The following is a 24,895-nucleotide window of genomic DNA, read 5'->3' as shown; positions in this document are numbered from 1 at the left end:
CATGCAGGCCAGTTCGCATGTGCCGCAAGGCGCTGCGAACGAGACGGAAAGCCCCGCTTCGGCGGGGTTTTTCGTTTGAGGGCCGGGAGTCGGGATTCGGGATTGGGGATTCGCAAGAGCGGATCCCTTGGCGTCCTGGCGTTCTCATCCTTCCCTGCTGACGGGCTCGCCAAGGTTGCGTTGCCGCGTTGTCACCAATCCCAAATCACGAACCCCGAATCCCATGAAATTAGTCGACGAAGCAGAAATCCTGGTCACCGCCGGTAATGGCGGCAACGGCTGTGTCGGCTTTCGCCGCGAGAAGTTCATTCCGCTGGGCGGGCCCGATGGCGGCGATGGCGGTGCGGGCGGTAGCGTCTGGATCGTGGCCGACGAGAACGTCAACACACTGGTCGATTTCCGCCATGAGCGCACCTTCAAGGCGCAGCGCGGCGAGAACGGCATGGGTCGTCAGGCCTACGGCAAGGGCGGCGAAGACCGCATCATCGTGGTGCCGGTCGGTACCGTGGTGATCAATGTGCAGACCGATGAAGTGATCGGCGACCTGACCCAGCACGGCGACCGCTTGCTGGTGGCCAAGGGCGGCAAGGGCGGCCTGGGCAACATGCATTTCAAGAGCTCGGTCAACCGCGCGCCGCGCCAGGCCACCACCGGTGAGGAGGGCGAAGAGCGTCTGCTCAAGCTGGAACTGAAGCTGCTGGCCGATGTCGGCCTGCTGGGTTTCCCCAATGCCGGCAAGAGCACCCTGATCCGCGCAGTGTCCGCGGCAACCCCGAAGGTGGCCGACTACCCGTTCACGACCCTGTACCCGAATCTGGGCGTGGTCAGTGTCGAGGCGTACCGCAGTTTCGTCATCGCCGACGTGCCGGGCCTGATCGAAGGCGCGGCCGACGGCGCCGGTCTGGGCACGCAGTTCCTGCGCCATTTGCAACGCACCCGCCTGCTGCTGCATCTGGTGGATATTTCGCCTGCTCTGGGCGTATATGGCGAGGGCGGCGTGGACGGCGTATCGCCGGCCGATCAGGTGCGCACCATCGAGCGCGAGCTGGAACGCCACGATCCCGAGTTGCTGAAGAAGCCGCGCTGGCTGGTGCTCAACAAGGCCGACCTGATGTTCGAAGACGAGGCGCGTGCCGCTGCAGAAACCATCGTGGCCGAGTTGGGCTGGACGGCGCCGTGGTACCTGGTTTCCGCTCTCGGGCGCGATGGCACCTTCCCGATCATGAAAGACGTGATGGCGTTCTTCGATCGTCAGCGCGAAGACGAACTCGAAGCGCGCAATGCGGGCTGAGTGCAGGCGCAGACACACAAAAAACCCGGCCTTGGCCGGGTTTTTCTGTACTGCCGGAAGCCAGGCTTCCGGCAATGCGCCAACTGGTCGCTTACGCGGCCTTGATGGCCTTGATGCGCGCGGTCAGGCGGCTCTTGTGGCGTGCAGCCTTGTTCTTGTGGATCAGGCCGCGGGCGCTGAAACGGTCGAGGATGGGCTGAGCAACGGCAAAAGCAGCTTCGGCGCCTGCAGCATCGTTGGCGTCAAGGGCCTTGATCACCTTCTTGACGGCGGTGCGCAGCATCGAGCGCTGACCGGTGTTGCGCTCGTTGCGCACAATGGTCTGCTTGGCGCGCTTCTTGGCGGACTTGATATTGGCCACGGTGGTGGGTTCCTGAAAAATCGGTATGGTGGAAAAAGCAAGCGCGAAAGTATGATGGACCCGGATATGTACGTCAAGTCAGTTGTCAAGAGGGATGCAGCGTGAGCAAGCCCGGCATGTTGAGAGGCCTGCTCTCATTCAGCAGTATGACCATGATCTCGCGGGTGCTGGGCCTGATCCGCGACCAGGCGATTTCCACCACCTTCGGCGCCAATGCGGTGACCGACGCGTTCTGGGTGGCCTTCCGCATTCCCAATTTCCTGCGCCGGCTGTTCGCCGAGGGCTCGTTCGCCACCGCCTTCGTGCCAGTGTTCACCGAGGTCAAGGAGACCCGCCCGCATGCCGATCTGCGCGAGCTGATGGCGCGCGTGTCCGGCACCTTGGGCGGGATGTTGCTGCTGATCACCGCACTGGGGTTGATCTTCACCCCGCAACTGGCCTCGGTATTTTCCGATGGCGCGGCCACCGATCCGGAAAAATACGGGTTGTTGGTCGATCTGTTGCGGCTGACCTTTCCATTCCTGCTGTTCGTCTCGTTGACGGCGCTGGCCGGTGGCGCGCTCAACAGCTTCCAGCGCTTTGCCATCCCGGCGCTGACGCCGGTGATCCTCAATCTGTGCATGATTGCCGGCGCGCTGTGGTTGGCGCCGCGGTTGGACGTCCCGATCCTGGCGCTGGGCTGGGCGGTGCTGGTGGCCGGTGCGCTGCAGTTGCTGTTCCAGCTGCCGGCGCTGAAGGGCATCGGCCTGCTGACGCTGCCGCGTTGGGGCTGGAATCACCCGGATGTGCGCAAAGTGCTGACCTTGATGATCCCGACCTTGTTCGGCTCGTCGATTGCTCAGATCAACCTGATGCTGGATACGGTGATCGCCGCGCGCCTGGCCGATGGGTCGCAATCGTGGCTGTCGCTGGCCGATCGCTTTCTGGAGCTGCCGCTGGGTGTGTTCGGCGTGGCGCTGGGCACGGTGATCCTGCCGGCGCTGGCCCGCCATCATGTCAAAACCGATCGCACAGCTTTCTCCGGCGCGCTGGACTGGGGCTTCCGCACCACCCTGCTGATCGCGATGCCGGCCATGCTGGGCTTGCTGCTGCTGGCCGAACCGCTGGTGGCGACGTTGTTCCAGTACCGCCAGTTCACTGCGTTCGATACCCGCATGACCGCAATGTCGGTCTACGGCCTGAGCTTCGGTTTGCCGGCCTACGCCATGCTGAAGGTGCTGTTGCCGGCCTTCTACGCGCGCCAGGACACCCGCACACCCGTGCGTGCAGGCGTGGCGGCGCTGATCGCCAACATGGTGTTCAACTTCGCGCTGCTGGCGGTCGTGTACCAGATCATGGTGCCGCCGGAACTCAAGGCGCAGGGTGTGATGCAGGCGCTGGGCAAGCAGCCGGGCCTGCATCTGGCATTGGGTATCGCCAGTGCACTGTCGAGTTATCTCAATCTGGGATTGCTGTGGTACTGGCTGGGCAAGTCCGGTGTGTACCAGCGCCGGCCGGGCTGGGGCGGCTATGCGCTGCGTCTGCTGCTGGCATGTGCGGCGATGGTGGCAGTGCTGTTGAGCTTGCTGTGGTGGCTGCCGTCGTTTACGCAGATGGACAAATGGAACCGCATCGGCTGGCTGGCGGTACTGGTGGGCAGTGGCGGGGCGACATATCTGGTCGCGCAGTTGGCGCTGGGGCTGCGGCCGCGGCATCTGCGCGAAGGCTGAGGCGACGACCGAATCAGCGCGCTGCAGGTCGCCTGCACTGTCCAGGGAACGCCCATCCCTGCGCAACCGCAGGCGGTGACGCGCTGCCCGCCCCAGGTACGCCCATGCGGCTTGACAGGCACGGCTATACTTGCAGGTTATGTATCAACGAGGGCCGGCCGGCGGGCCGGCATCTGTTTGGATCGAGGAATGAGCAGGCTGTTTAGAGACGTCGAGGGCGGGACGCTGTTCCCGCGCGGAAGCGTGGTCTGCATCGGCGCCTTCGATGGCCTGCATCTGGGGCATCGAACGCTGGTGCAACACGCAGTGGCGCGTGCTCGCGCACTCGGTGTGCCGGCAGTGGCGGTGAGCTTCGAGCCGCTGCCGCGCGAGTTCTTCGCACCCGCCGCGCTGCCGCCGCGTCTGACCCTGGCACGCGCCAAGATCGAAGGCTTGTACGGCTTCGGTGCCGACAGCGTGGGCATGATCCGTTTCGACGGTCGCTTGTCCAAGATGTGTGCGGAAGATTTCGTGCGGCTGGCGCTGGTTGGCCGGCTTTGCGCGCGCGAAGTCTGGATTGGCCCGGAATTCCGTTTCGGCCATCGACGCGCCGGCGACATCGGCCTGCTGCGTACGCTTGGCGAGCAGCACGGCTTTGTGGCGGGCGAGATTGCGCCGGTGCATTTGCATGGGGAGCGGATTTCGGCAACGCGAATTCGCGAACTGCTCGGCGCCGGCGAATTCGCCCACGCCGGCGACTTGCTCGGTCGCCCGTACGCCATCGGTGGCCGGGTCGTGCGCGGCAAGCAGCTTGGTCGTACCTTGGGCTATCCCACCGCCAACCTGCGCTTTCCGCGCACGCCGGCGTTGTCGGGGATCTATGCGACCTGGGTACATGGCGTGGCCGAGCGGCCGTGGCCGTCGGTCTCCAGCTTCGGCACGCGTCCCACGGTAGCGGGCGTGGAGCCGCTGCTGGAAGCGCACTTGTTCGATTTCCAGTGCGATCTGTATGGCCGGCACATTGCCGTCGAATTCGTCGCCAAGCTGCGCGACGAAGAAAAGTTCGATGGCCTGGAGGCGCTGACCGTGCAGATGCACCGCGATGCCGAGCAGGCACGTGAGGTACTGGCGGCGCATATGCGTTCTGAGCAACAACCCTCGACGACGGCGAGTCCCTCGCAAGAGCCCGCACATCCATGTGCGGACTTCTCAAGCAATCCAGCGCAACGGTAGGTTCCTGTGACCCAAGATTACAAAGCCACTCTTCATCTGCCTGCGACGGAATTTCCGATGCGTGGCGACCTGCCCAAGCGCGAGCCGGCGATGCTGGAGCGCTGGGAGCGCGAGGGCTTCTACGCGCAACTGCGCGCCAATGCCGCGGGGCGGCCGCTGTTCGTGCTGCATGACGGCCCGCCGTATGCGAACGGCCAGATCCACCTCGGCCATGCGGTCAACAAGATCCTCAAGGACATCATCGTCAAGTCGAAATATCTGGCCGGCTTCGATGCACCGTATATCCCGGGCTGGGATTGCCATGGCCTGCCGATCGAGATCGCGATCGAAAAAAAATACGGCAAGGTCGGCGTCAAGCTCGATGCGGCCGAATTTCGGCAGAAGTGCCGCGAATACGCCACCGAGCAGATCGATCTGCAGCGGCGCGATTTCAAGCGCCTGGGCGTGATCGGCGATTGGGACAACCCGTACAAGACGCTGGATTTCCGCTTCGAAGCCAACGAAATCCGCGCGTTGGCCAAGGTGGTCGATAACGGCCACCTGACCCGCGGCGTCAAGCCGGTGCACTGGTGCTTCGATTGCGGTTCGGCGCTGGCCGAGGCCGAGATCGAATACGCCGACAAGGTGTCGCCGACCGTGGATATCGCCTATCCGGCGCGCGACCCGGCTGCGGTGGCTGCCGCGTTCGGCGCCTCGCTGCCCGCCGGCGTGGGCGTGGCGGTGCCGATCTGGACCACCACGCCGTGGACGCTGCCGGCGTCGCTGGCGGTGAGCCTGGGCGCGGAGCTGGACTATGTGCTGGTCGAAGGTTCGGCCGATCGCGGCCAGCCGCGCTGGCTGGTGATCGCCGAAGCGTTGGCTGCCAAGGCGCTGGCGCGGTACGGCGTGGGCGAGGTCGTGGTGCACGGGCACGCCAAGGGCGCGGCGCTGGAGCACATGCTGCTGAATCACCCGTTCTATGCCGAACGCGAGATCCCGCTGCTGCTGGGCGACCACGTGTCGGCCGAGGATGGTACCGGCGCGGTGCATACGGCACCCGGCCACGGCCAGGAGGACTATCAGGTCTCCAGGCAATACGGGCTGCTGGAGCGCTACGGCGCCGCGCAGATCAATCCGGTGGACGGGCGCGGCGTATATCTGCCGTCGACCCCGCCGCTGGGCGACACCGTGCTGGCCGGGCTGCATATCTGGAAGGCCAACGACGTCATCATCGACGCGCTTCGCGAGACCGGCGTGCTGCTGGCGGCCAGCAAGATGGAGCACAGCTATCCGCATTGCTGGCGGCACAAGACGCCAATTGCGTTCCGCGCCACGCCGCAGTGGTTCATCTCGATGGAGCAGGCCAACCTGCGCGCCGATGCGCTCAACGCCATCGAAGACGTGCATTGGTATCCGTCCTGGGGCCAGGCGCGTATCGCCGGCATGGTCGACGGGCGCCCGGACTGGACCATCTCGCGGCAGCGTACCTGGGGCGTGCCGATCGCCTTGTTCGTGCATCGCGAAACCGGCGAGCCGCATCCGCGCAGCACCGAGTTGCTGCGCCAGGTCGCCGACCGCGTGGAGCAGGGCGGCGTGGATGTCTGGTACACGCTGGATGCGGCCGAATTGCTGGGCGAAGAGGCGGCAGCTTACGAGAAGATCACCGACATCCTGGATGTGTGGTTCGACTCCGGCGTGACGCACGAGGCGGTGCTTCCGGATCGTGGGCTGCCCAAGCCGGCCGACCTGTATCTGGAAGGTTCCGACCAGCACCGCGGCTGGTTCCAGTCGTCGCTGCTGAGCGGCGTGGCGATGGACAAGGTGGCGCCGTACAAGCAGTGCCTGACCCACGGTTTTACCGTGGACGAGCACGGCCGCAAGATGTCCAAGTCGCTGGGCAACGGCATCGAGCCGCAGGACATCATGAAGACACTGGGCGCGGACATCCTGCGCCTGTGGATCGCCTCGGCCGACTACAGCAACGAGATGTCGCTGTCGCAGGAGATCCTCAAGCGCAACGCCGATGCCTACCGCCGCCTGCGCAATACCGCGCGCTTCCTGCTCGGTAACCTGCATGGCTTCGATCCGCTGCAGCATCTGGTGGCGCTGGACGAGATGGTGCTGCTGGACCGCTGGATCGTGCATCGCGCGCACGAGCTGCAGGAAAAGATCGTGGCCGCCTACGCGCGCTACGACTTCGCCGAGATCGTGCAGGCACTGCTGAACTTCTGCAGCGTGGACCTGGGGTCGCTGTACCTGGATGTCACCAAGGACCGCCTGTACACGATGGCCGAAGACGCACGCGGCCGCCGTTCGGCGCAGAGCGCGATGTACCACGTGGCCGAGGCGTTCGTGCGCTGGATCGCGCCGGTGTTGAGCTTCACTGCCGAGGAACTGTGGGGCTACCTGCCGGGCAAGCATGTCGACAACGTGCTGTTCGCCACCTGGTACGACGGCCTTGCGCCGTTGCCGGCCGACGCTGCGTTGACCGGTGCGGATTTCGACAAGTTGCTGGTCCTGCGCGAGCAGGTGGCCAAGGTGCTGGAGCCGATGCGTGCCAATGGCGCGATCGGTGCGGCGCTGGAAGCGGAAATCACCGTGGCCGCCGATGCGCAGACCGCCGCGCGCTGGCAACCGCTGGCCGAGGAACTGCGCTTCCTGTTCATCAGTGGCGATGTCACCGTGACCGCGGCCAGCACCGACGACATCTTCGTCAGTGCGCAGCCCACGACCAAGGCCAAGTGCGTGCGCTGCTGGCACCATCAGGCCAGCGTGGGCAGCGACCCGCGTCACCCGGACCTGTGCAGCCGTTGCGTCAGCAATATCGAAGGTCCGGGCGAGCAGCGTCGCTGGTTCTGACGCCGCCTCGCCGGCGGGACGTGGCAGGGATCTGGCCACGGACTGCCGGCGTCTGGCGCTGGCGCAGCCCGCGTCAGCTGCCGGGGTAGCCCCTGGTTGCTCTGCAGCGACGCGTCCGCTGCCGCCATGCGCCTGGCTTGCTGAAGCTTGGGGCACGCATTGGGGCAGGGCGGCGCGGCTGGTCGAGCCGCCCGTGCCATCCTTGTCCGCCTGCAATCCAGCATCTGTCGTTTTCTGCCACTCCAGTCACTACCTCCCACCCAGGCGTCTTCTCCGGCATCGGAGCAGCGGCCACCAACTGCGATCTTTCGACATGAGTCAACGCCCCAACCCCTCGGCCCTGATCTGGCTGCTGCTCTCTGCGCTGGTGGTCTGCCTGGATCAGTGGAGCAAGGCCTGGGTGCTGTCCAGCCTGCCCGAGTACACCCCGGTGCCGGTGATCGACGGCTTCTGGAACTGGTACCGCACCTATAACACCGGCGCGGCCTTCAGCTTTCTGAGCGATGCCGGTGGCTGGCAGCTGTGGTTCTTCACTGCGTTGGCGGTGGGCATCAGCGGCCTGCTGGCGTTCTGGCTCTCGCGCACCGCGCGCGGGCATTGGCGCAGCGCGCTGCCATATGCGCTGGTGATCGGCGGGGCGATCGGCAACGTGATCGACCGGCTGATGCACGGTCACGTGGTGGATTTCATCCAGTGGTACATCGGCAGCCACACCTGGCCGTCCTTCAATATCGCCGACTCGGCGATCGTGGGCGGTGCGATCGGAATTGCCGTGTTCGGCTTGTTCGACAAATCCGGCAAGCAGCAGGCGGGAACCGGGAATCTGCGCTGAAGCCTGCCTGCTCGCGACTGCTGCCCGGTCCGACCCCTCGTTCCCCATTCCCGTAGAATGCCCGCCATGGATGTCCTGCTCGCCAATCCCCGTGGTTTTTGTGCCGGCGTCGACCGTGCGATCGAGATCGTCAAGCGTGCGATCGAGACGCTGGGCGCGCCGATCTATGTGCGGCACGAGGTCGTGCACAACCGCTTCGTGGTCGACGACCTCAAGCAGCGCGGCGCGATCTTCGTCGAAGAACTCGACGAGGTGCCCGACGACGCCACGGTGATCTTCAGCGCGCACGGCGTCTCGCAGGCGGTGCGTCAGGAAGCCGAGCGGCGTGGACTGAAGGTGTTCGACGCCACCTGCCCACTGGTGACCAAGGTGCATTTCGAGGTGGCGCGGCATTGCCGGGCAGGGCGCGACGTTGTGCTGATCGGCCATGCCGGGCACCCGGAAGTGGAAGGCACGATGGGGCAGTGGAGCCGCGAGCGCGGGGTGGGCACGATCTATCTGGTCGAAGACATCGAGCAGGTCGCCACGCTCGATGTCCGCCAACCCGATAACCTTGCCTATACCACCCAGACCACCCTGTCGGTGGACGACACCATGGGCATCATCGAGGCCTTGCGTGCGCGCTACCCGGCGATGCAGGGCCCGCGCCACGACGACATCTGCTACGCCACCCAGAACCGCCAGGACGCGGTGCGCGATCTGGCGCGCCAGTGCGATCTGGTGCTGGTGGTCGGTTCGCCCAACAGCTCCAATTCCAACCGGTTGAGCGAGCTGGCCCGGCGCGACGGGGTGGAGTCCTACCTGATCGATAACGCCAGCGAGATCGACCCGGCCTGGATTGTCGGCAAGCAGCATATCGGCCTGACCGCCGGCGCCTCTGCGCCGCAGGTGCTGGTCGATGGCGTGCTGGAGCGCTTGCGCGAACTGGGCGCGGCCGGCGTCTCCGAACTTGAAGGCGAGCCGGAATCGATGGTGTTTGCGCTGCCCAAGGAGCTGCGCTTGCGTCTGGTCAGCTAGGGCGGCGTGTCATTCCGGCTGCGGCGCTTGCAGCGATTGACCCGGGGGGCGCTGCGCTCCTACAATTCACGGCTCGCCGGAATAGCTCAGTTGGTAGAGCGGCGCATTCGTAATGCGTAGGTCGTAGGTTCGATTCCTATTTCCGGCACCACTTCCAAAGCCCCGAAAAGCCTAGGCTTCTCGGGGCCTTTTTCATCGTAAGCGCCTGAATTTTCGGTAGGTCTGACGATGAACGGATGCGCTTCAGAGGCGCATTTTGTGATTGCCAGTGATCCCGGCTGATACGCCGGTATCCCGGAAATCCCGCTCGGCAGTGGGACAGGATTGGCGCAAATGTGGACGATATGGATTCTGGTCCATCTGACAGACGGTGCTTGACAGATGGACTATAGTCAGTCTTGCGCGGCCTAATTCCTGCGAGTACGGTGATCACCAGTGATCATTGCCTTGCAGCGTCCTATGAGCCGAGAAAAGTGGAAGCAAGAACGTGCGCGGCAGCGACGCCGTCGTCACTTCGAACAGAAGTTCTTCTTCCCCGTTTGCAAGCGAGCGATGTGGGTTATCGCGGTAATGCTGCTTGTTGGCTTGGCTCTGCAGACGATGGTGGGGCAGCAGGAATCCCTCGCTTCACTTGTTCTCGGGGCGTCGAGCATCCTCGTCGGGTTCGCGAGCGTGCTGCTTTGGGTCCTTGCGATGACGAGCCTGCTCTTCTTCACGAGCTTCAATGCATGGGTTCCGAAGGGCTGCGTCTCTGCGCGCTCTGCCGGCTATCCTGGTCCGAAAGAAGCGCCTGATCGCAATCCAGATTCCGATACGCCGCCGCCGCGTCGTCGCCCTCGGCGCTGATCCGTAACACACTTTCCGCGGCGGCTACTCGGATCAAGCGCCTCATCGTGCACCACCGCTGTTGGCGGTGGATGCCGCGAGCTTGAGGGCTTTCAAAGTGAACATCCAAATCCAAGAAGCGCAGTTCGGGCTTGCTGCGCTAGCGGCGCACATCACCAAGACTTATAACCGTCGCTTGACAACGCTCGAATACCTATCGGCGTTGTATCCACCGACCTTATCCGTAGAGCAAGTCGCGCAGATCACAGGCTTGCAGTCGCGCACGATTCGCAACCAATTATGCGGTGCGAATCAGAAGTTTCCGGTCCGAAGCTTTGTCCAAGGGCGCAAGCGCTGCTTTGCGCTGACGGACGTGGCCGAGTACCTGGACGGTCTTCGAGCTACCCAGCCAACCCGTCGGCGTGGTCGCCCCCGCAAGGCCGAGCAAATCGAACGCCAGCGATTGGCTGCTGGAGGGTGAGTCATGGCTTACCCTCAGACGCAAAAAGAAACCCCCGCCGGGCAGGGCGGGGGTGATGAAGCCATGTGCGAAGGCTCGCAGGGGAAGGTTAACAGAAGTGGCGGCATGGAGATCGTTCGGGCTCCTCGAAAGGGCCAATTTGAGGTCATCCCCCACTCAGTGCTTCGGGATTCCAGGTTGAGCTATCGAGCAAGGGGCGTGCTCGGCCGGCTTTTATCGAACGCCCCTGGCTACAGGATGGCTGCAGAAGCTCTCGCACGTGAAGGGGTCGAAGGTCGTGATGCCATTAAAGCGGCACTGAGGGAACTCGAAGCAGCAGGCTATCTGCTGCGTAGAAGGCGTAGGGACGAGAAGGGGCGATGGCATTGGCTGTCATTTGTGACGGATACTCCATTTGCTTTCGAGGGGCTTGACGATACGGCCATCGACGGATTTCCAGTCGATGGGTTTCCAGATCATGGAAATCCAGTCGCCGGAGAACCAGTCGTCGGATTTCAAGGCGTCAATAGCACTACCAAGACCAGCACAAATAGCTTAACCAAACCTAGTACCAGTACCAATCAGCACGTGGCCGTCAGTGCGAGTAAGAACAAGGGCCGAAACGGCGGAGAGAGGCCAGAGGTCATGCATGGCCTGTACTGCTTTGGGGACCGTGACCGAGGACAGATCGCCGAACTTGTGCGCGATTTTGGCGCGTCATCAGTCGAGAGAGCTGCTCGGCACGTTACGAAATTGGATAGCCGAGGCAGGACAGTTGCATTCGTCAGTGAAGCGCGCCATTGGCTGACCGCTAACAGCAACTCGGCAGCAAAGCACTTGACTGATATAGCGGAGGTGCTGGGGCGGTCGATGTCGATGGGGCCGCCATAGCCACAAGGGCGTTATCGTAACGCTACGATATCGTAGCGTTACGATCCTGACGCACGGCATCAAGTCGCTAACGGTTCCGGTCGCTGTTTTTCCAGCTTGGGGAAAGTCTTTGACTCGCCGGACCATTCCGTCGCAGTGACGGGCGGCGGAAGCGCGTTGAGCGCGGCCACTATCGGGCCGAGCGGGATGCCCTTCTCATCGCTGGAGAAGAGGTAGAAGCGCGACCCGATATCGGGTGCGTACATGCCGGGCCATGACGGGCGAACTATCGAGTAGCCGTGATAAGCGCACCAACGCTCTCGGTTTTCCTGCTCGCGATCAGCACGCGCCCCGTAGGGCTCGTCCACGATCAGATAGCGCTTCGTCGCCGGGTCGAACCAAACACTGATGTGATCCTGTCCGGGAATATGGCGATGATTTCGCTCGGGATTGCTGTTACCCCACCAGTGATCGCGCTCGCGTGGATATGCCCGGCTATGGCCGGAGGATTCGCGCAAGCCAGTCGCGGCGGCGAAGATCAGTGTCCTCGCAGCCCCGCACACGACGACTCGGGCGCGATCTTGCGAATCATGAATCCGCTTGCTCGCCAGCATGTTCGGCTCTGAGCCGACATCGAAATAATGGGTGTACCGGCTGTGGACCAGTCGGTTTCGAGGGATGGCTTCCTGCCACGGCTTCGGCAGCGAAATCGTCAGCGTTTCTAGGCCACGCAGGCCATCCTTGTCGCGCCACGGGCCGAAGAGCGTCACCGGGTACGAAGGCGTACTGACGGGTCGCCCAGCCTCGTTCTGAGCGTGGCGGAAGTTCTGAAAACCGGACGCGATAGCCGCAACATCCAGTGCTTGGATGTGGGTAATGCCCTGGCTCTTCTTGATGGACTTGGCCTGACGCTTGATGTGCGAAAGGACTGGTGCAGAGGTAGAACGGGTGTCGGACATGGCAGCCTCCTGGTCTGATCGAACGTCGCCCGCCTACCGCTCCAGACCTGAAGTGCTCAAGTCGAAGACATGCTCTGCAAACAGTGCTGTTACAGCTTTGCGCTGACGGGCGGCAGGCCCCTGCCTTGGGCCGGGTATCAAGATACCCGGCGACAAGCTCCGGCGCAACTTGCGGCGCTTTCAGGGCCGGTAGCTCCTATTGCCGCTCCTGAGCCAACCCAATGCCGGTGATGATGGCGATACTTACAACTACTTACCCAACCTAGATAAGTAGTGGTAAGTAGTCAGTACAACTCGCGCCACGCCTGCGGATGGATCGGTGGCAGGTCGATATAGCGCAGATGGTCGAACTCATCCCACAGGTCGGCCAATGTGCAGGAGACGCCGTGCAGGCAGACCCGGATTTCCGCCCCGGCAGCGAAGCGAGTGCCTTTCCAGCGGCTGAGAAGTACCCCAGTGGTGTGGCGGCCCCGGCGATGGCGGACGCCGAATCGGACTTCAGCCACGCTGTCGCCGTGCAGCGTCAGGGAGAGGAAGGCCAGTTCATCGGCAAACTCCCGGTGCGTTGGGTGCTTGGGAGAGCGGCCTTCGCGGTCGAGCAGGCGCGTCCGAATGAGCCCGGTGAAGCCGAGTCGAGCACGCATCCTGAGCCCGGCTGCGCACATCTCCGCTCGAAGCGCGGCCAGCTCGGCCTCGGCGAGAGGCCGAGGGCCATTGACGCGCACTACTGCACCTCGTGCCGGGCCTGCTGGGCGACGGCCCGCCGCCGTGCTTGTTCGGCCTGCTGCCGCTGGCTGGCCAGCTTCTGGCTGGTGTAGACCGCCAGCAGGGCCTCGACCCGCTGTTTTTTGTGGCGGATCGTGTCGGCCAGATGGATCGATACGCCGTTGGCGCGCACGTAGTCCACCCACAGGGCCCGGCTGCTCACCTTCGGCAGTTCGTTCGCCCAGTCGGCGCTGGCGAAGCGCCGGGTCGCTTCCGTGAGCAGCCATTCCCGCGCCGACTGCGTTTCGGACGTGCCAATGGGCGGTCCCGGCAAGGCGCCGTAGCCGTCCGAGTCCGTCAGGAATTCTTCGATTGACTGGCCGTTCGCGGCGGCTTCGGCCTGTTGCATGCGGGCAGCCGCGAGTTCCGGCGGAGCACCGCCATCGGGGGCGTCGCCATAGAGCAGAGCGTATTGCTCCTTCGTTGTCTTGCCGAAGCGGTCGCCGCGCCCGTCTTGGATCGGGAACGCTTCGCAGAAGTAGGGGCTCGGGTCCGTCTTCCAGCCAAGTCCTCGGCCGCCATTACGCAACACGGTGGGCAGTTGGGCCGGGCTCAGCGACTTCAACCTTCCGGCGTCAGCGTAGAACTGCTTCGCACGGACTTCTTGCTGGCCAGGGACGCCGTGGGAAAAATGCAGATGGACGGCCATGTTGCCGCCACCGGTGTTCCCCGCGATGCCCAGCTGCTGCCCGGCCTTGACCTCGCTGCCCTCGCCAAGGCCGTCGGCGAAACCCGACATGTGCGAGTAGCGGAACGTGTGCCCGTTCGGGCGTTCGATCACGAGGCTGTTGCCATAGCCGCCCCAGTATCCCTCGAAGACGATCTTGCCGTCAGCTGTCGCATACAAGGGCGTTTTCCCGCCGGTACTGAAATCAAGGCCGTCATGCATGTGCCCTCGTTTCGCGGCCGAACCGTGTTGCCCGGGCGTGCGGAAGATGCCGAAGCGGCTGGACACGGTTTTCAGCGGATTGGGTGGAACCATGCACGTGCCATTGGCGACAGCTGGGGCGGATGCGCCGCCACTGGCCGCAGCAAGAAGGATTGCGAAGGGAAGAGTTGCGCGGTGCATGATCAGTCCTCCGGCTGGAAGTCGCTTTCGCTGTAGGCACCGAGGACAACGCAACTCAATTGCCCGATGTCGTCCAACTCTAGCGTGCCGATGGTCGCCTCACGGCGGCCTTCCGCATCGAGCTTGGCGGCCGCCTTGATTGCCTGCGTGGTGCTGGCGAGCTTCGCTGTATAGCTGTCGCCTTCGACGCCCTCCGGATCGATGGAGACCGACACCTCGGTAACCGGCAGGCCGAACACCGAGAAGGGACTGGGTGGCTTGATTGGCGCGATCCCGCCGAAGCGATCACGGGGCAGTGCTTCCCATCCCGCCGTGCTGGTGTCTGGTTTCGCGTGGCACTCGATGGCCGCTTGCAGGGCGGGCGCGACCGCTTGCCATTGCGCCGCATCCAGTGCGTGAGCGGCTGGGGCCAGCGCCCATAGCAGGAGGATCGGAGGGAGGGTCTTCATGCTTTCATCTCGCAATGGATTGGAGCCATCAGCGCACCGCGCTGGCGAACCTCAGCCGGGGTGATGGCATGCAAGCTGTTTCGCTGATGCAGGAACGAGCGGACAAAGCCCGCGCCGCCCGCTTGCATCCCGGCGGCGTCGATGAACGGCCGCAGTGCGTCGGCGACAATGACGTAGTACAGGTGCAGGATGCCGGATTCCTTGACGGCTTCGATCTTCATCACCGGGATATCGAAGGCTGTGACAAGCGTGCCGAACTGGACCCCCTTGCCATCGGTCGGGATGCCGTAGTCCGCCAGCACCGTTTCGGCTTGCGCAGTGGGCAGGCGGCATTCGAGCGCGTCGCTCAGCGAAGGCGCGGCGGCATGGACCGAGGGAGCGAGCGCCGCAAGCGACAGCAGGCACAGAGCCATTCCGGCGGCCAGCAGCAGCCGACGGGCGAGCCGTGAGCGTCGTTCTCGTTGGACGCCCTCGGCGACGGCCAGCAGAACGGCAAGGACATCGGACGGGACGGATTGCGGATAGATCATGGCGACAACTCCCTTGCGCCAGTGGCGCGACGGTTAACGGATCAGCGGAACCACCTTTCGTTGTGGAAGAAATGCCTGAACGCACCGGGCTGGAACAGCGTCCCGGTTTCGACCTGCCACGCCCGATAGGCGCGCTTGAGGCCGAAAGTGCCTGTCAGTACGGCGAAAGCCAGCCAGTTCACGGCGACCATAGCCGGGGCTTGGTTCGCGACCATGTAGAGCGCACCCGCGAGGCAGACGGCAGCGCAGCCCCACCAGAACCGGCTCACCCGCGCGTGCCCGGCGACGAGCTGCTGGCGCTCGATGGGCCGGAGTTGGGCGAACCGTTCCAGCACCTGCGCGGCATGCGCTGTGGTATCGACCGGGGTACGGGCGGACCGCCACAGATCGGCGATGAGTCGGTTGTTGGCCTTGATCTGGTCCCAGCCGATCAGGCGCTTCGGCAGGCCGATGACGGCGAACCTGGTCACTTTCTTGGCGGTCTCTTTCATGCGGGTGCTCACCAGGACGGATTGGCGTCGTACGCCGAAGAAGACGCATAAGTGTTCAGGCGCGCAGCGATGTCCGGTAGCCAGTTGGCAACGGCCGGTTCCCGATGCAGCACCGTCGGATCGACGTGGGGTTCGCAGCGCAGCACGGAGCCGACAAGCTGATTGCAGCGCTGGCTGTAGCTCTGGAGAGCGGCGGCCTGCACGTCAGCCGGGGCGCTGTCGAGCGCCGACAGCGCGGCGGCGGCGATGGCGGCGAGTGCATTTGCCGCCCACGCGAGATCGTCGCGTTCGCGCTCCACGGCGGCGGCATAGGACATGCCGTCATTGAAGCCTTCGTTGTAGCCCCGCCGCAGGCCATTGGCGGTGCCGATGTTCAAGCCCTCGATCTTGTCCAGATAGGTCATGGTGTTATTCCTTCGAGCGGTTACCTGGGGCGCTGCCGGTCGGCGGCGGGGGTTGCCCGTCGAGCGACGGGCGCGGGGTAATGCCCTGCGGGCCGCTGACGCCCGGTTGCGGACCGATGGGGGCCAGTCGTGCCCCGCCGGAGCCGCCGCGATAGCCGCCACTGGGCCCAGTGAGACGCGGGAGCGACCGGGGCGGTGGCGGCGAGGATGGAGACGGGCCGACGCCCTGCGGTCCCGTGGACAACGGTGGGGCCGAGGGTCGCCCGCCCCCGCCACCCGGTGGTGGGATGCCTCCGCCACCGCCCGGCGGCAAGCGGCCACCTCCACCCCGGCGTTGCCCATCGACCGGGAGGCTGCCGCGCGACTGCGCATGTGCCATTCCAGTACGCATTTCGCCCAGCGCGGCCGTCTCGCCAAGGTCGTGCACGCCGCCGCCGATCCACTGCAACACCTTGTCCGGCAGCGCCTGCGGCAGGCCGAACGACATGTAGAGGATCGGGAGCAGCGTTGCCCCGAAGACGATCAGCCACCATGCGAACGTGAGGAACTCGCTGATTGCGCCGATGGTGCCGGTCGAGGCCGACACCGCACCCCGCATGCTGAAAAACGCCTTGGCGGTGAAGTCGATCAGCGGGTCGCTGATCAATATCCCGGCGAACAGTCCGACCACTGCCAGCGCTGGGCGAACGAACAGCGATAGCAGCAGGAGATAGCCTTGCCGCTGGCTGCCGACGAAGGTGCTCTCCGGCGTCATGTGCATGATCGCCCACAGCGGCGCGGCAAGGCAGGCTTGCAGCACCGCCAGCACCCAGCCGCAGACCACGATCATGAAGATCGTGTACGGGAGCGAAGGCAGGAAGACGCCGAAATAGAACGCCAGCGGTTCCAGGTAGGCGGACATTGTGGCGAGACCCGCCAGCGGCACCTCCAGCACCCAGTCCCAGATGGGTTCCACGATCTTGTCGAGGTCGAGGCCGGTGCCGACGCCCTTGACAGAGGACAGCGTGCCTGCCCCCACGCGCAGTACCGCCATTGCCGTCTTGACGGCAGCGGAAATGGTCTTCGTCGCGGCGAGCATGACCGTCAGGTAATCGCCGACGCACTTCATGCGGTTGAGGCTTCCGCCGATTTCACCGGCCGTGCCGCACAAGCGGCCCACGTTTCCATTGGGATCGGTGACGCCCGGGATCACCACAGGGGAGGTGACGCTCGGGACCGTCCCGTTGCTGTCGGCGCCGATGGCGATGTCCACCACGTACTTCATGCTGTTGTTGATCCAGCTCGAAGTCTTGGCGTCCATGTCGGCGCGCATCTGGCCGATGTTGACCGCTGCCTGAGGATCGGTCGGGATTGCCGAAGCAATGTCCTCCGGTCGCACTTCCTCGCGGCTGTAGTCCTTGTGCGTTTCCGCCTTGCGCGTGACTTCGGCCGCCATCGATACGCTGCTGACGAACTCGGCAGTGGCTGCGCTGTTCGGCAGGCCGGTGAGCGTCGGCGGACTGACGCTTCCGACCGGCTCCGCAAAGATGCCCGAGAGCTGGCCGCGCACCTGGCCTACGCGCTGGAACCAGCCGCCCGCATTCGCCCAGCCGTCCATCGTCAGCGAGTTGAGATAGGCACTCATGCCAGCGCCGAGCTGGCTTTCGCTGTTGGTCGCGTTCTCGGCCAGCGCGGTGGCGACGCGCTCCTCGGCCTCGCTGACAATGCGGTTGAACTCGGCCGAGTGGACGGTGTTCCAGTTGTCGGCCGAGACCTGCGCCGGCCACGTGTACACCCATCGGTCGATGGCAGCCATCATGTGCACGGCTGCCTGCTTCTTTTCTTCCATCGCCTGCGAGCGGACCTGCTCCATCGCCTGTGCGGTCGCATCGGCGCGGGCCTGCGGGGTGTACTCCCCGACCTTCACCGTGCCGCAGAGCGGCGCGCCACCGGCAACGTTCGTGTGCTCGTTGCGGTCCTTGATCTCGAATACGTACTCCCGGCGTCCACCTTGGTCGAACACGGCATCCGGTGCGCTGTCCGCCTGGACCCGTGGCGCCGTGCCCGTATTCGGATCGGCGTAGGTGGCATTGGCGGCCCGTGCGCAGTAACTCGCGGCCGTGTACTGGCGGGCGAACTCGCGCAGGCCGTGGTAGCTGCCGGGGTCGTGGACGGCTGCCACGAGGCCGTTCGGCGAGAGGATGCCGAGTGCGACGCCCTTGTCGTACACGGCATTGGCAAGGCCGATGCCCCAGAGCGCAAGCATAAAAACAATGAGCTGGAGGAAGCTGTAGCCACTCGCAGTCGGTAGCAGCACTGAGCCGCCAGAGACAATGCGAACTGGCGTCCACAAGGACGACCACTTGCGGCCCATCGCCTCGCCGTCGCTGGCGGTGTTCAGCACGCCCATCACAGCCACATAGGACACGATCAGCGAGCCAATCATGAGGATGCCGCTGTTCAGGACCGAGAACATGGACCCGAGCAGCGAGGCGGCTGCGTTGACCTGATCGGGGTCGGCGCCGACGGTGAGCTTGTCGATGACCGGGCCGAAGATGTGCCGCAGCATCGTGACCGACTGGTCGGGGCATGGGCCGGTCGAAGGGTCCGGGCACGGTGTGAAGGGCATCGCCATAGCAGCACAGACTCGTCAGGGAATGCTGTCGTGAAAGGAGTCGCACGGCTGTGCGGGCGGTTCGAGAGAATCAAGTAGCTTGGCGGCGTCGGGGATCAGTACGGCCCATTGCGGCCCGATCCGCTCGATAGCCTCCGCAATGGTGTAGTCCATCTTGGCCAACCAGTCGGAGCGATTGAGAACAAGGGCGGTGGCGAGCTTTTCGCCCGTGGAAAGCACATCGAAACCGCCGTGCTTGGCATCGCGCGACTTGCCGACGATGTGCCGAAGATCATCGTGCATCGGTCACTTCTCCGTGGTCCGGCGGACTTTCCGATTGGCCTCGCGTGCGGCGAGTTCGCTGTCGCCAAGCTGCTTGAGCGTCTGATACTGGTCTGTAGTCCAGGTCGGTCGCGACATCTCCCCTTGGGCGCGAAGTAGGACCCCCAGCAGGAAGCCTCGATCCTCGTTGAGGAGACCGGCAATCTGTGCCAACCCGCCGATCTCGAACTTCCGATGGTGCATCTCACGCCGTTGAACGGACTTCATCAGTTTCTGTCGCTGGGCGGCCAACCGCTCCATCTTGCGAGTGCGTACTTCGTGTTCCCGGCGGAGCGCGTTGATCTCCTTCTCCAGCCGTGCGGCCTCCGCTTTGGCTTCGTCCCGCGTCTTGCGTCCGCGCCGTGAAGCCTCGATGACCGCAGTACTCGGGGCGGGAGCCGTCTGCATTGGAGGCGCCGGGTTAGGTTCTGACAGCATTTCGTGGACCTTGGATCGCCAGCATTCTGCAGACAGTAGCCAGAAGGCAGGCGAAATGCAACCTATGAATGATGGTATATCACTGGGTGTCATTTAACACCGTGCCGTCATCTGAGGATGGGGTATTCAGGGCCGCTCTTCCCTAGGGATCTACAGCGGCAATCATGTGCCCAGCCGCGAATCATGTCGCCCATAGGGTGGCAACGCGAGCGCCCGGTGCTGCCATTGAACAGCAAGTGCGCCATGACGCCATATATTTGAATTAATTTGACGCCAGTAGTAGCGTTGCCGTGGTTCCTGCAAGCAGCTTTCGCTGTTTTCCGAAGCTCGCCTCCGCGAGCTGAGGCGCAGTTAGTTGTTTCTCCTGACGGAGAAACACTGCGGTCAGGGTGCGAGCACCCCGACACCCCAGAGCAGCGGAGCTGGCATCAGACCGCATGAAGATTGGCGTCAGGAGGCGCAGCGATGAGCAGCATGCAGCGCATTGGTTACTATCGCTGCGCCGTGCATGTCGGCCGCAAGGGAGACGCGGCGGAGCGCGGCGAGTACGTTGTGCGCGAGGGGCGCTATAGGAACTTGCTGCTCAGACCGGAGCGCCGTGCCAAGAGCGAGGTGTTCGTTGCGGGCGGGTTCGGCAATATGCCGACTTGGGCACAGCACGAACCGCATCTGTTCTGGCGGGCGGCAGACCAGTACGAGCGCAGCAACGGCTCGACTTATCGGGAGATCGAGGCGGCTTTTCCGCGCCAGCTCTCGGCAGAAGGCCGCCTGAGAGTGGTCGCTGCCCTGATTGACCGGATTCCCGGCAAGTTCCATGCCTACACGTGGGGAATTCATAACCAAATTGCCAGCGATGGCGGCGAGCAGCCGCACGTGCACCTGATCTGGAGCGAGCGGATACAGGACGGCATCGACAGGTCGCCGGAGCGATTCTTTGCGCGTGCCGCCGCAGCGACCACTTGCAGGGAGACAGGCAAAAAGAGACCTGTGGCCCCGGCTGCCGGCGGCTGCCGCAAAGCAGGACATGGGTCACCGGAATTCCTTGCCTACATACGCCAGACCTGGGAGGAGCTAGTCAATCGTCAGCTCACTCTCGAAGGTAGCCAGATCAGGGTTGATCGGCGCTCATACGCGGACCGCCGGGCCGCAGCGGCAGCCGATGGCGACATGGCGCTGGCGCAGACGCTGGAGGTCACTCCGGGCTTTCATCTCGGACCGAAGGCATCGGCGATGGAACGGCGGGGCGTGGCTACCGAACTGGGCGAGCGCAATCGGCTGATTCGGGCCAGGAACGCACTTAGGCAAGCGGGAGCCGAAGAGTACACGCTATCCACGGAGCAGGTCGAAACGGAGATGCTGATCGACATGAAGCTCGCCCAGCTGAACATTGCGCGGCGCACCTACATGGTGGGGCGCGATGATCCTCGTTGGGGCGCATACGAGCGGGAGCTTCGGCGAATTGCGGGTTCAGAGCTCTCCGTTATGCCAAGCCTTGTGGAATCGAGTCTTCAGGATATGGACGATCTGTTCACCGCACTCGCAGATGCTTTGGAGACACAAGGTTTCGGCGTGGATGAATTGGCTCGCCGGGTGACAGTGGCGCTAGATCAGGTGGAACCCTCCCTTGAGGAGATTTCTCGCGAGGGTGGCGACGACTTCGACACCGCATTCGAGCCATCATGATGTTGTAATCGTGGCGTGTTGTCGGCGTCATCGTGCAGCCATGCTGAGTGCATGTCGAGATGATGGTGGTGGAAAGGTGGGCGAAGAGCGGCTTCATGGTGTCGCGGGGAAGAAAATCGCCACGGTTGGATCACCTTGTTGACCACTTGCTACCACCAGGGTGCCACTTTTTCTACAACAGGATGCCAAGTTGTGCCCAGCATGTCGCCACCGTTGGCCGACGACTCAGGGGCAGTCGTCCATGACGCGGTCCCGCAAGCTCGCTCGCATCACTTCGATCTCGTCTGTCAACCCCGGTCCTCGATACGCCAGAGAGGTTTCGTGGCGGGCGTACTGTGCGTCCCGTCTGGCACTGAACCAGTTGAACGAACCGACGCAGTACAGATCGTCGTCGCCGATTAGAACCTTGCTGTGGACTCTGGCGACGAAAGCGACTTGAATTCCCGCATCGCGCAGGATGCCGGCGGTGGCATGCAGTGTCTTGCGCTTTTCATCGCGATTCTCAGGGTCACCACCGGTGTTGAGTTCCGGATCCGTGTAAATCGTCACATTTACACCACGCAGGGTTGCAGCACGCATGGCGCGGAGGGCGCCGATCTCTTCGATACGCTCAAGGATGATCCAAGGCGACACGATGTGGATTTCTCGTCCCGCTCTGGCGAAGGCGTCCAATAGGAAGGTATCGTGTTCCTGCGCGTCCCGTAGGGGATGAATAGCAGTGCCCGCTCCTCGCAGGTCCTGTCGTGTCCGGTGCTCGAAGTGGAGGGCGTTGGCCGAATCCCGAAAGAGATAAGCGGCCAGCAGGCCGCGAGGCGTCGCTGTAGGAACCGACTCGAACACATCCATGTCGCCAAACACCAGAAACGTGCTCTTCGCCCGCGAGACTGCAACATTCAGCATGCTCGCACTGCGGTCGATGAAGCCGCCGTCGGCATGCTTGGTATACGTCGGAGAGAAGATCACAACCGGACGCTCGGCACCCTGCAGCGAGTGCACGGTACCGACAGTCATGCTACCGTCGTCATTGCCAACCTTAATGCCCACGCTGTGGCAGGCATCGGAGATGGCTTGCACCTGTCCCCCGAAAGGTGTCACCACCCCCACGATCCTATGCAGTGGCTGCCGGTAGGCGGCTTCCAGCGAGGCACGGTGCTCGGCAAGCCAGGCGGCGATGGTTTCTGCCTCATGCATGTTGCGTCGGCTGCCGCCGCCGCTCTTCTGGCAAATGCCGTCGATGTGGAGGTATCCCATCGCCGGCAGTCCATCCTGTTTGTCGGCAGGCGCCTGGGCCTTCGGTCCGCCCCTCGGAAGTAGCTTGCCCCGATAACACAGCGCGTTGCAGTAACCGATGATTTCGTCGAAGCAGCGGCGGTGTTCGTATAGGAACATGCCACGGGCGAGATCGGGGTCGTAGTGATATCGGGTCAGCGTTTGCGCAATCCGCATCACGCTGCCCCGAGCGACTGTCTTGCCTATCTCGGAAAGGCGGTCGTAGTCATCCTCATGGTTTTCGTTTGAAAGCAGCTTGGCACTGTGCAGGTTGCCGATGTCAACGCTCGGCGGAATCGACCAGATCGGTTCGATCTGCAAAGTGTCGCCGATCACCAGAGCTTTCTTGCCGAGCGCAAATGAAGCGCCGGCGACTTCCGGAAGCACTTGTCCGGCTTCATCGACGATCAGCAGGTCGGCAAAGTCGTAGAGGTAGTCTGGAACAAATCCGCTTCCGTCGTGCCGAGAAACCAGCATTTCCTTGGGCAACATGAAGAGCGTCGAGACGATGCAGGGCGTCAGTTTCATACGGCGCCGCCAACGCTTCTCTAAAGTGACTCGGCCAGTTTTCTTCCGTTCCTGTGCAATCCGTGGTAGCAGTTCCTGCATCTCCAGTAGCCATCGGCCTTCCCAGTAATGTGTGGTCAGCAGAAAGATTGGGAAGCGGATGTACATGTCAGCAAGCGGATCGCAATCGGCTATAGACAAGCTGCTTGCCCGATCCGAGACGCCGAGCGGAACAAGTGCGGCTTGCCAGCGCGTCAGATAATCGCGCTCCACTTTCAGGACAGCTTCGCCACGCTCGACGCTGTGGGTCTGCTCGCGTAGGGCTCTGTCGGCCTGGCCAGCAATGGCCTTGATGGCGGATTCGATCTGATCGATAGTGTCCCAAGCGCCTTGCGGATGCTGAGCGGGCCAGACCGGCTTCAGGAAGAGGCGAGCCAGCCGTACACGCTTCTTCGCGACAGGTGGCAGCCAGGAGAAGAGGGTATAGAGAAGCGGCTCCTTTGCGAGATAGTGTTCCCATCGCTCCGACAGCTCGTCGATGGTGCGTTTCTCGGCCATCGCCGTTTCAAGCAGCTGGCGGCGCTGCGCCATACTGGTGGTCGGCTCCTCGCCCAACTCGGCCCGAACCGCAGAGCGTGCGGCGATCACTTCTGACCAGGCGCCTTCGATGGCGGCAAGCTTCTTCGCTTCGGCTTGAATCGACGCTCGCAATGCGTCCACGACGGTCCGGACTTCGAGCTGTTCCTTGGCAATGTCGGGGAATGCAGCCGAAGCGGCACCCAGATACGCCTGCTGCGCTTTGGCGACATAGGCTTCCGACTCCACCATCTCGAAAAAGCTGCTGGTCTGGTACTTTTGTGATGCCTCGGCCTCTTTGCCTGCGGAAGGGAAGTAGGCGCCGAAGCTGTTGACGCCGGGCAGCCAGCGGCCGGCGAACGGGCCTTCGCCGGTTGCAAAATCCTTCCCGAACGCATCGATGACGTTGGTGACGGCTTGATTGTTGGTGGAGGCCGCGACCACGACCGGCGGCTCTGCGTCGGCGATTGCCGCTTCGGCCCATAGCGTGGCTACCACCGATAGCAACAGCGTGGTCTTCCCGGTGCCGGGAGGTCCATTGACCGCAAGGATTTCTCCTGTTTCAGTAGCCAGCAGGTGAGTCAAGGCGTCGCGCTGTGCTGTCGCCAATGAAAACTGGTCGCTGGCATGCGCCAGCCGCTTGGAGAACGCGGCGTTGTCAGGCAGGCAAGGCTCGGGAGGAGAAATATCGGTACTGGCGTAACGGTCAAACAGAGGAGCGGTCGGCGAATTGGCGCGGATGTGGTCGTAAAGGGGGAGGATGTGCCGGCTGGCGGAGAACGACTCCTTTTTCAGGAGATAGCCATACTCGGCAAGCTCATACCTGTCTTCGGCGCCGGGCCAGCCTTGACCAACCTGCTCCAGCAGTTGATCGCAAGCGGCTACATAGCTTGCCCATTGCTGATCGAATTCGGCATCGCTGAGCGGGTCGCCGTCATCCGCTGCAACGTCGATTCCGGCAATGGTGTTCGTAGTGAGAAAGGCGTCCTGATCGGATACGCTGCCAATGGAGAACGTACCGCGTTCCAAGGGCTCCAGAATGTCGCGGGGCACCACCGTTCGGGATAGAGGGTGCAACCTGCCGTCACGTGCCAGCATGGCAGGTGCAACGATGGGTGTCACGATGGTCGGCGTTCCAGTGCGCCGCTGTTTGCCGTGTTCGAGCCGAGAAACGTAGACCTTGGGGCGGATCACCACTTCGACGAACTGGGTCTGCTCGGCTTCCTTGGCGAAGCAGGCATCGATGGTGCTTTGGCTGACGCGGCCAGTTGCCAATTCCTCTCTAGGCAGGTTCTGGAATTCCTTGGTGTCAGCAGCTTGAAAGGCTCCGTTTCCTACTTCCGCGTCTGCAAGTGAATTGCGCCAGTACCCTGCGTACGCAAGTGAGTCTTTCTGCATTCTCTGTTGTCCCAATGCGTGTGATGAA

At 63.4% G+C, this 24,895-nt stretch carries 22 protein-coding genes and 1 tRNA gene; 11 read left to right on the top strand and 12 right to left on the bottom strand.

Features of this window, described 5'->3' with window-relative positions:
• Positions 1-223 precede the first annotated feature (223 nt).
• On the top strand, positions 224-1,291 hold the full coding sequence (obgE, locus tag J7367_RS05325) for a GTPase ObgE (RefSeq protein WP_003484324.1): 1,068 nt from the start codon (positions 224-226) through the stop codon (positions 1,289-1,291).
• A 91-nt stretch (positions 1,292-1,382) separates the two neighbouring features.
• Here the strand turns inward: obgE and rpsT are convergent, their stop codons facing one another.
• Complete coding sequence (gene rpsT, locus J7367_RS05320; RefSeq protein ID WP_003484323.1) at positions 1,383-1,652, bottom strand: 30S ribosomal protein S20; 270 nt, start codon at positions 1,650-1,652, stop codon at positions 1,383-1,385.
• Between the two features lie 116 nt (positions 1,653-1,768).
• Here rpsT and murJ point away from each other — a divergent pair, with 116 nt between their 5' ends.
• From murJ to J7367_RS05275, 9 genes are all read left to right on the top strand, one after another.
• Positions 1,769-3,361, top strand: a complete 1,593-nt coding sequence (gene murJ, locus J7367_RS05315) for a murein biosynthesis integral membrane protein MurJ (protein WP_057658379.1) — start codon at positions 1,769-1,771, stop codon at positions 3,359-3,361.
• A gap of 189 nt (positions 3,362-3,550) precedes the next feature.
• A complete protein-coding gene (locus J7367_RS05310; RefSeq protein ID WP_057658378.1) occupies positions 3,551-4,573 on the top strand; it encodes a bifunctional riboflavin kinase/FAD synthetase in 1,023 nt (340 codons plus the stop codon).
• A gap of 6 nt (positions 4,574-4,579) precedes the next feature.
• The gene (gene ileS / locus J7367_RS05305; protein WP_057658376.1) at positions 4,580-7,411 is read left to right on the top strand and encodes an isoleucine--tRNA ligase; all 2,832 of its coding nucleotides are present in this window, start codon (positions 4,580-4,582) and stop codon (positions 7,409-7,411) included.
• A 313-nt stretch (positions 7,412-7,724) separates the two neighbouring features.
• Positions 7,725-8,243 carry a signal peptidase II gene (gene lspA, locus J7367_RS05300; RefSeq protein ID WP_057658374.1) on the top strand — a complete coding sequence of 173 codons (519 nt, stop codon included), beginning with the start codon at positions 7,725-7,727 and terminating at the stop codon, positions 8,241-8,243.
• Positions 8,244-8,309: 66 nt separating this feature from the next.
• A complete protein-coding gene (gene ispH, locus J7367_RS05295; RefSeq protein WP_007967513.1) occupies positions 8,310-9,260 on the top strand; it encodes a 4-hydroxy-3-methylbut-2-enyl diphosphate reductase in 951 nt (316 codons plus the stop codon).
• Positions 9,261-9,335: 75 nt separating this feature from the next.
• Positions 9,336-9,411: transfer RNA gene (locus J7367_RS05290), tRNA-Thr, on the top strand.
• A 308-nt stretch (positions 9,412-9,719) separates the two neighbouring features.
• Positions 9,720-10,106 carry a hypothetical protein gene (locus tag J7367_RS05285; RefSeq protein WP_139792579.1) on the top strand — a complete coding sequence of 129 codons (387 nt, stop codon included), beginning with the start codon at positions 9,720-9,722 and terminating at the stop codon, positions 10,104-10,106.
• A gap of 97 nt (positions 10,107-10,203) precedes the next feature.
• Positions 10,204-10,566 carry a hypothetical protein gene (locus J7367_RS05280; protein WP_139792577.1) on the top strand — a complete coding sequence of 121 codons (363 nt, stop codon included), beginning with the start codon at positions 10,204-10,206 and terminating at the stop codon, positions 10,564-10,566.
• Positions 10,567-10,569: 3 nt separating this feature from the next.
• The gene (locus tag J7367_RS05275; protein WP_244672269.1) at positions 10,570-11,436 is read left to right on the top strand and encodes a phage replication protein; all 867 of its coding nucleotides are present in this window, start codon (positions 10,570-10,572) and stop codon (positions 11,434-11,436) included.
• 59 nt (positions 11,437-11,495) lie between these two features.
• Here J7367_RS05275 and J7367_RS05270 read toward each other — a convergent pair whose 3' ends face one another.
• The 10 genes from J7367_RS05270 to traD all read right to left on the bottom strand — a co-directional run bounded on the left by J7367_RS05270 (position 11,496) and on the right by traD (position 19,404).
• Entirely contained in the window at positions 11,496-12,374 is an 879-nt protein-coding gene (locus J7367_RS05270) for a hypothetical protein (protein WP_057658368.1), read from the bottom strand.
• A 284-nt stretch (positions 12,375-12,658) separates the two neighbouring features.
• Positions 12,659-13,099 carry a hypothetical protein gene (locus tag J7367_RS05265; protein WP_057658367.1) on the bottom strand — a complete coding sequence of 147 codons (441 nt, stop codon included), beginning with the start codon at positions 13,097-13,099 and terminating at the stop codon, positions 12,659-12,661.
• Complete coding sequence (locus tag J7367_RS05260) at positions 13,099-14,208, bottom strand: M23 family metallopeptidase (RefSeq protein WP_081027421.1); 1,110 nt, start codon at positions 14,206-14,208, stop codon at positions 13,099-13,101. Before J7367_RS05260 ends, J7367_RS05265 begins: the two co-directional genes overlap by 1 nt.
• Positions 14,209-14,210: 2 nt before the next feature.
• The gene (locus J7367_RS05255) at positions 14,211-14,657 is read right to left on the bottom strand and encodes a hypothetical protein (protein ID WP_057658364.1); all 447 of its coding nucleotides are present in this window, start codon (positions 14,655-14,657) and stop codon (positions 14,211-14,213) included.
• Entirely contained in the window at positions 14,654-15,187 is a 534-nt protein-coding gene (locus J7367_RS05250) for a hypothetical protein (RefSeq protein WP_057658361.1), read from the bottom strand. Before J7367_RS05250 ends, J7367_RS05255 begins: the two co-directional genes overlap by 4 nt.
• A 41-nt stretch (positions 15,188-15,228) precedes the next feature.
• Positions 15,229-15,678 (bottom strand): hypothetical protein, encoded by a 450-nt coding sequence (locus tag J7367_RS05245; protein ID WP_057658359.1) that lies wholly within the window; start codon positions 15,676-15,678, stop codon positions 15,229-15,231.
• An 8-nt stretch (positions 15,679-15,686) separates the two neighbouring features.
• Positions 15,687-16,082, bottom strand: a complete 396-nt coding sequence (locus J7367_RS05240; protein WP_057658357.1) for a hypothetical protein — start codon at positions 16,080-16,082, stop codon at positions 15,687-15,689.
• A gap of 4 nt (positions 16,083-16,086) precedes the next feature.
• A complete protein-coding gene (locus J7367_RS05235; protein WP_057658355.1) occupies positions 16,087-18,630 on the bottom strand; it encodes a DotA/TraY family protein in 2,544 nt (847 codons plus the stop codon).
• A gap of 81 nt (positions 18,631-18,711) precedes the next feature.
• The gene (locus tag J7367_RS05230; protein WP_057658353.1) at positions 18,712-18,978 is read right to left on the bottom strand and encodes a hypothetical protein; all 267 of its coding nucleotides are present in this window, start codon (positions 18,976-18,978) and stop codon (positions 18,712-18,714) included.
• A gap of 3 nt (positions 18,979-18,981) precedes the next feature.
• Positions 18,982-19,404 (bottom strand): conjugal transfer protein TraD, encoded by a 423-nt coding sequence (traD, locus tag J7367_RS05225; RefSeq protein ID WP_057658350.1) that lies wholly within the window; start codon positions 19,402-19,404, stop codon positions 18,982-18,984.
• Positions 19,405-19,899: 495 nt separating this feature from the next.
• On the opposite strand from traD, the gene J7367_RS05220 reads away from it, so the two are divergent.
• Positions 19,900-21,117: a MobA/MobL family protein gene (locus J7367_RS05220; RefSeq protein ID WP_057658348.1), complete on the top strand. Its 1,218-nt coding sequence runs from the start codon at positions 19,900-19,902 to the stop codon at positions 21,115-21,117.
• Positions 21,118-21,342: 225 nt separating this feature from the next.
• Here J7367_RS05220 and J7367_RS05215 read toward each other — a convergent pair whose 3' ends face one another.
• Complete coding sequence (locus tag J7367_RS05215; RefSeq protein ID WP_057658346.1) at positions 21,343-24,867, bottom strand: AAA domain-containing protein; 3,525 nt, start codon at positions 24,865-24,867, stop codon at positions 21,343-21,345.
• Positions 24,868-24,895 lie beyond the last annotated feature (28 nt).

The sequence above is a fragment of the Xanthomonas sp. D-36-1 genome, assembly GCF_017746155.1.
In the GTDB taxonomy this organism is placed as follows: Bacteria; Pseudomonadota; Gammaproteobacteria; order Xanthomonadales; family Xanthomonadaceae; genus Xanthomonas; species Xanthomonas cissicola.
Note: the sequence above shows the minus strand (reverse complement) of the source record. Positions and strands in the feature narration are given on the sequence as shown.

Excerpts from the sequence above, each read along its gene's own strand:
- J7367_RS05235 (WP_057658355.1), bottom strand. The coding sequence starts at position 18,630 with ATGCTGCGGCACATCTTCGGCCCGGTCATCGACAAGCTCACCGTCGGC.
- J7367_RS05260 (WP_081027421.1), bottom strand. The coding sequence starts at position 14,208 with ATGCACCGCGCAACTCTTCCCTTCGCAATCCTTCTTGCTGCGGCCAGT.
- J7367_RS05275 (WP_244672269.1), top strand. The coding sequence starts at position 10,570 with ATGGCTTACCCTCAGACGCAAAAAGAAACCCCCGCCGGGCAGGGCGGG.
- murJ (WP_057658379.1), top strand. The coding sequence starts at position 1,769 with ATGTTGAGAGGCCTGCTCTCATTCAGCAGTATGACCATGATCTCGCGG.
- J7367_RS05285 (WP_139792579.1), top strand. The coding sequence starts at position 9,720 with ATGAGCCGAGAAAAGTGGAAGCAAGAACGTGCGCGGCAGCGACGCCGT.
- J7367_RS05245 (WP_057658359.1), bottom strand. The coding sequence starts at position 15,678 with ATGAAAGAGACCGCCAAGAAAGTGACCAGGTTCGCCGTCATCGGCCTG.
- lspA (WP_057658374.1), top strand. The coding sequence starts at position 7,725 with ATGAGTCAACGCCCCAACCCCTCGGCCCTGATCTGGCTGCTGCTCTCT.
- J7367_RS05270 (WP_057658368.1), bottom strand. The coding sequence starts at position 12,374 with ATGTCCGACACCCGTTCTACCTCTGCACCAGTCCTTTCGCACATCAAG.
- J7367_RS05255 (WP_057658364.1), bottom strand. The coding sequence starts at position 14,657 with ATGAAGACCCTCCCTCCGATCCTCCTGCTATGGGCGCTGGCCCCAGCC.
- J7367_RS05250 (WP_057658361.1), bottom strand. The coding sequence starts at position 15,187 with ATGATCTATCCGCAATCCGTCCCGTCCGATGTCCTTGCCGTTCTGCTG.
- J7367_RS05310 (WP_057658378.1), top strand. The coding sequence starts at position 3,551 with ATGAGCAGGCTGTTTAGAGACGTCGAGGGCGGGACGCTGTTCCCGCGC.
- J7367_RS05230 (WP_057658353.1), bottom strand. The coding sequence starts at position 18,978 with ATGCACGATGATCTTCGGCACATCGTCGGCAAGTCGCGCGATGCCAAG.
- traD (WP_057658350.1), bottom strand. The coding sequence starts at position 19,404 with ATGCAGACGGCTCCCGCCCCGAGTACTGCGGTCATCGAGGCTTCACGG.
- J7367_RS05215 (WP_057658346.1), bottom strand. The coding sequence starts at position 24,867 with ATGCAGAAAGACTCACTTGCGTACGCAGGGTACTGGCGCAATTCACTT.
- obgE (WP_003484324.1), top strand. The coding sequence starts at position 224 with ATGAAATTAGTCGACGAAGCAGAAATCCTGGTCACCGCCGGTAATGGC.
- ispH (WP_007967513.1), top strand. The coding sequence starts at position 8,310 with ATGGATGTCCTGCTCGCCAATCCCCGTGGTTTTTGTGCCGGCGTCGAC.
- J7367_RS05240 (WP_057658357.1), bottom strand. The coding sequence starts at position 16,082 with ATGACCTATCTGGACAAGATCGAGGGCTTGAACATCGGCACCGCCAAT.
- J7367_RS05220 (WP_057658348.1), top strand. The coding sequence starts at position 19,900 with ATGAGCAGCATGCAGCGCATTGGTTACTATCGCTGCGCCGTGCATGTC.